Origin of the sequence: Phytoactinopolyspora endophytica (assembly GCF_004138495.1) — a bacterium.
GTDB lineage: Bacteria > Actinomycetota > Actinomycetes > Jiangellales > Jiangellaceae > Phytoactinopolyspora > Phytoactinopolyspora endophytica.
Window position 1 is genome coordinate 184,440 of sequence record NZ_ML142857.1, and the last position, 3,819, is coordinate 188,258.

General features: G+C 66.7%; 5 protein-coding genes. All 5 read left to right on the forward strand.

Going from position 1 to position 3,819, the window contains the following annotated elements; translation table 11 throughout:
* On the forward strand, nucleotides 1–522 hold a 522-nt coding region (locus tag ELR45_RS38335), incomplete at its 5' end, for a class I SAM-dependent methyltransferase (protein ID WP_420813905.1).
* A gap of 32 nt (nucleotides 523–554) precedes the next feature.
* Nucleotides 555–1,229 (forward strand): alpha/beta fold hydrolase, encoded by a 675-nt coding sequence (locus tag ELR45_RS18690; RefSeq protein WP_129667736.1) that lies wholly within the window; start codon nucleotides 555–557, stop codon nucleotides 1,227–1,229.
* Nucleotides 1,230–1,292: 63 nt separating this feature from the next.
* Complete coding sequence (locus ELR45_RS18695; RefSeq protein WP_129667737.1) at nucleotides 1,293–1,955, forward strand: lysoplasmalogenase; 663 nt, start codon at nucleotides 1,293–1,295, stop codon at nucleotides 1,953–1,955.
* Nucleotides 1,956–2,200: 245 nt separating this feature from the next.
* Nucleotides 2,201–3,157 carry a phosphotransferase gene (locus ELR45_RS18700; protein ID WP_129667738.1) on the forward strand — a complete coding sequence of 319 codons (957 nt, stop codon included), beginning with the start codon at nucleotides 2,201–2,203 and terminating at the stop codon, nucleotides 3,155–3,157.
* A gap of 324 nt (nucleotides 3,158–3,481) precedes the next feature.
* The coding region (locus ELR45_RS41035; protein WP_240759855.1) for a PEP/pyruvate-binding domain-containing protein at nucleotides 3,482–3,819 on the forward strand (338 nt) is incomplete at its 3' end.

Consider the following 3,819-nt stretch of genomic DNA (forward strand, 5'->3'; position numbering starts at 1 on the left):
GAATCACATCGGCTACCGGCCGGACGGTTCAGCCTGGCGATCAGCCGGTTCGGGACGATGTTCTTCACCGACCCGGTAGCGGCGTTCGCCAACATCGCCCGCTCGCTGTGTCCCGGGGCACCCTTCGTCCAACTGGTTTGGCAGCCCGCCGAACGCCAAGAATGGACCACAGCGATCCGGACGGCACTGGCCCCTGGCCGGTCGCGGCCAGCTGGCGGGCCGGACGCCTTCTCCCTCTGCGAACCCGACACCGTCCAGATCGTCCTGACCGCGGCCGGTTTCACCGACATCGACCTGATACCGCTCCACGAGGCGATCTACTACGGTCCGGACGCCGCGGCCGCACGCGACAACGTGCTCGCCCTGACGTCGGTCACAGCGATGCTCCCCGAAGCCCCGGTCGAGCGGGCCCGCGCCCTGGGTCGGCTCGACGCACAACTGCGGGAGCACCAGACCAATGACGGGGTGTGGTTCGACTCGCACGCCTGGCTCGTTACCGCCGTACGAGCCAGCGGCCAGTGACACACCCCCACTAATCAACCCAGGAGGCCACGATGAGCACGTTCGTCCTGATCCACGGTGCCGGCGACGGCGGCTGGTACTGGCACCGCGTCGAAACCGAGCTCCGGGCTCGCGGGCACGACACGGTGGCGCCCAATCTCCCTGACACCGAGTCGGCGACGCTGACCGCCTACGCGGACGCGGTTGTCGATGCCGTCGGGGACCGGCACGATCTGGTCGTCGTCGGTCAGTCGTTCGGTGCGTTCACCGCGACCCTGGTCGCCGATCGGCTGCCAGTCCAGACGCTTGTGCTCGTCGCCGGAATGATCCCCAGCCCAGGAGAATCCCCGAACGCCTGGTGGGACAACACCGGCTACTCCGATGCCGTACGAGACCACGCCACCCGCGACAGCGGCCTGACCGGTCACGACGACCCATACATCAGCTTCTTCCACGATGTGCCTCGGTCACTCGCCGACGAGGCGATAGGCCGGGAGCGGTCCCATCCCTCGTCGGCCTCGATGAGCGATCCATGGCCCCTGAAGGCCTGGCCCAACGTACCCACCAGGTTCGTCATATGTAGCGAAGACCGCTTCTTCCCACCCGACTTCATGCGGCGGCTCGCGTCGGAGCGGCTCGGAGTCGTCCCCGACGAGATCTCAAGCGGCCACTGTGCCGCGCTGAGCCGACCGAAGGAGCTGGCCGACCTGTTGGAGGGCTACCACTGACTCTGACGCCCTGACACCCGAGTGGGCAAACGTCCGAACCGCCGGATCCGCCAAGCTGGCAACATGAGTACGACCGTCACGCTGCTCGCCGCGCTGACCCTGATCGCCACCCTCGTCGACTGGTTGGTTACCGCGACTCGGCAGCGGACGGGGCGGCGGTGGGCGGGGCAGCAGTGGACGAGGCCGGCGCCCGTGGCACTGCTGGCCGTCGCCGCTGTGGCAGCAGGATCCTTCGACGAGGCAGCGGGTGTCTGGCTCGTGGTCGCTCTAGTGTGCGGGGCCGTTGGCGACGCACTCCTGGTCGACGCCACCGAGCAGCGGTTCGTCGGCGGGCTCGTCGCCTTCCTGCTCGGTCACCTCGCCTACCTCGCCTGCTTCCTGGCACTGGAGCCGGAGTGGGACTGGCGGCCCGTGGCCGGCGCGGTCGTCGTGGCCGTGAGCTTCACGATCGCCCGCCGCGTGACTCCTGGAGCGAGGAGGGCCGGAGGACCGGGGCTGGCTGTCGCCGTCGCCATCTACATAGGGGTCATCGGCGCGAAGACAGTGATCGGCTGGGCCACCGGATCGTACCTGGTCGCGGCCGGCACGACGTTCTTCGTCGCCAGCGACACCATGCTCGCCATCAACCGGTTCGTGCGGCCGCTTGAGTGGAGCAAGCTGCCGGTGATCGCGATGTACCACGTCGGTCAAGTCATGATCGCGACCGGCGTGCTGGTCCTGCTCTGAATCAACTCGGTGACGTACCCGAAGTTTCCTCACACGACCGATTCGCATCTGGCGCTGGAACGGGAAACCGGCGCCATGAGTACGACGAAAGCGGTGCTGCTCCCTTGGTCCAGCCACGCGCTCGGCGAAGTCGATCAGATCGAGGAGTCAGCCACTGCCGGGAAAACATGCCACGACGGGCCAGGACCCGGCCCGTAGACCCTGCGACCATTTTCGCGATCTCCGGCCCCACTACGGTTGAGAGCATGTTGCCGCTCGGGTTGTCCATGCTGTGGGAGTCGGTGGAGCCGGATGTCGCGCTCAAGGAGCGTTTCGGATTCGACAGCTTCGGCACGGTCACAGCTTGGGCCTCGATGGCGCTCGATGAGACATGGGGGATCTCCGTCGGCAGGTGCTCCCGGATGGTGATCAGCGACCACAATGCGATTCTGTGGGTGAAGAGCGACCAGGGCGACCTGGTGGTGAAGTGGTCGCGGGCTCGCGAACGCTTCACGAGTCTGGAAGCCTCGACGCGGTTGCTACGCACGCTCGCTGAGCGAGGTATCCCGGTGGCATCGCCGATCGCCACGGCGGATGGGCTCGATCGGGTCACGCTGCAAGGTCCCTCAGGCGCATTGTCAGTCACTGTGCTGCCGGAGCTGACCGGGGACTGGCTGGACGCGAAGGATCACGCGGCGGTCCTGTCGGCGGGAGCCTGCCTGGCAGAGGTGCACCGGGCGCTCGGTGCGAGCCATCACGACGTGCCGCCGATCTCAACACGAGCCAAAGGGCTGAACGAGCGGATCGATGACTGGTTGGCGCGCAGGGATCGCGGATTCGCGCCCGAGGCGTCGCGTCGGCTCAAGCGCCTCGTCTCGCGGCTGCCCGAGCTCGATGACGAGCCTCAATTGGTCCACAACGACTTCCGGGCAGCCAACATCCTCACGCGGGACTCGAAGGTCGTCGGGGTGCTCGATTTCGACGACGTGGTGGTCGAGCATCGGGTGAAGGACCTGGCGAAGGCCTGTGTCTATCTGGGCACGCGGTTCACCGAATGGCAGCCGACGCCGACGGCGGTACGGCAGACACTGCGTGCCGGATACGAGTCCGTGCGGCCTCTCAGTCCTGCCGAGGCGCGATGGTTCGAGACCCTTGTGCTGTGGCAAGGTCTTCAGGCGATCCCGGGTGAGAACGACACGGCCGGGTGGGCATCAGCGTTGTGACGGCAAGGCGTGCCTGACTGGGTGCGCGAATGCGCCCCCTCTTCGGGGAGAAGCTGCTCGTCCTCGTCGAGGCCGGGAAAGAACGGCGGCTGATCGAGCAGAAGCCGATCGATGAGCCTGCGGAATCGCGCGAACTCGGCCTCGATCACACCCTGACACTTACCGAGACGCAAAAACGGCAAGGAGCCACATACTCCCTGCCATGTTAAATCTATAGCACACCGGGGGTCTTGCGGCAAGGCCCCGGTCGTGCCGCAGAATCATCAGGCCGATGCACGAACCGACGTATGCGGGAAGTAGCGAATGCTTGATACAGACAGCGGCGTGGCGAGGTCTCTCCCGCCCGACTGCTACGTGCTGGATCTCCGGGAGATCGACCAGACGCAGGTCGCGGAGGCCGGGGGCAAGGGCGCGAACCTAGGAGAGCTTTCGCGGGTCGAAGGCATCCACGTACCGGCCGGCTACTGCGTGACGACAGCCGCCTTCCGGCGGGTCATGGCGGAGGCGCCCTCGATTGACGACCGGCTCGATCAGCTGTCGCGTGTGAATCCGGACGACCGGGACGCGATCAGCGCGCTCAGCGCGGAGATCCGCGGACGCGTCGAAGAGATTCTCATCCCTGACGACGTGGCGGCGGCGATCACACGCCCGCTCGCCCGGCT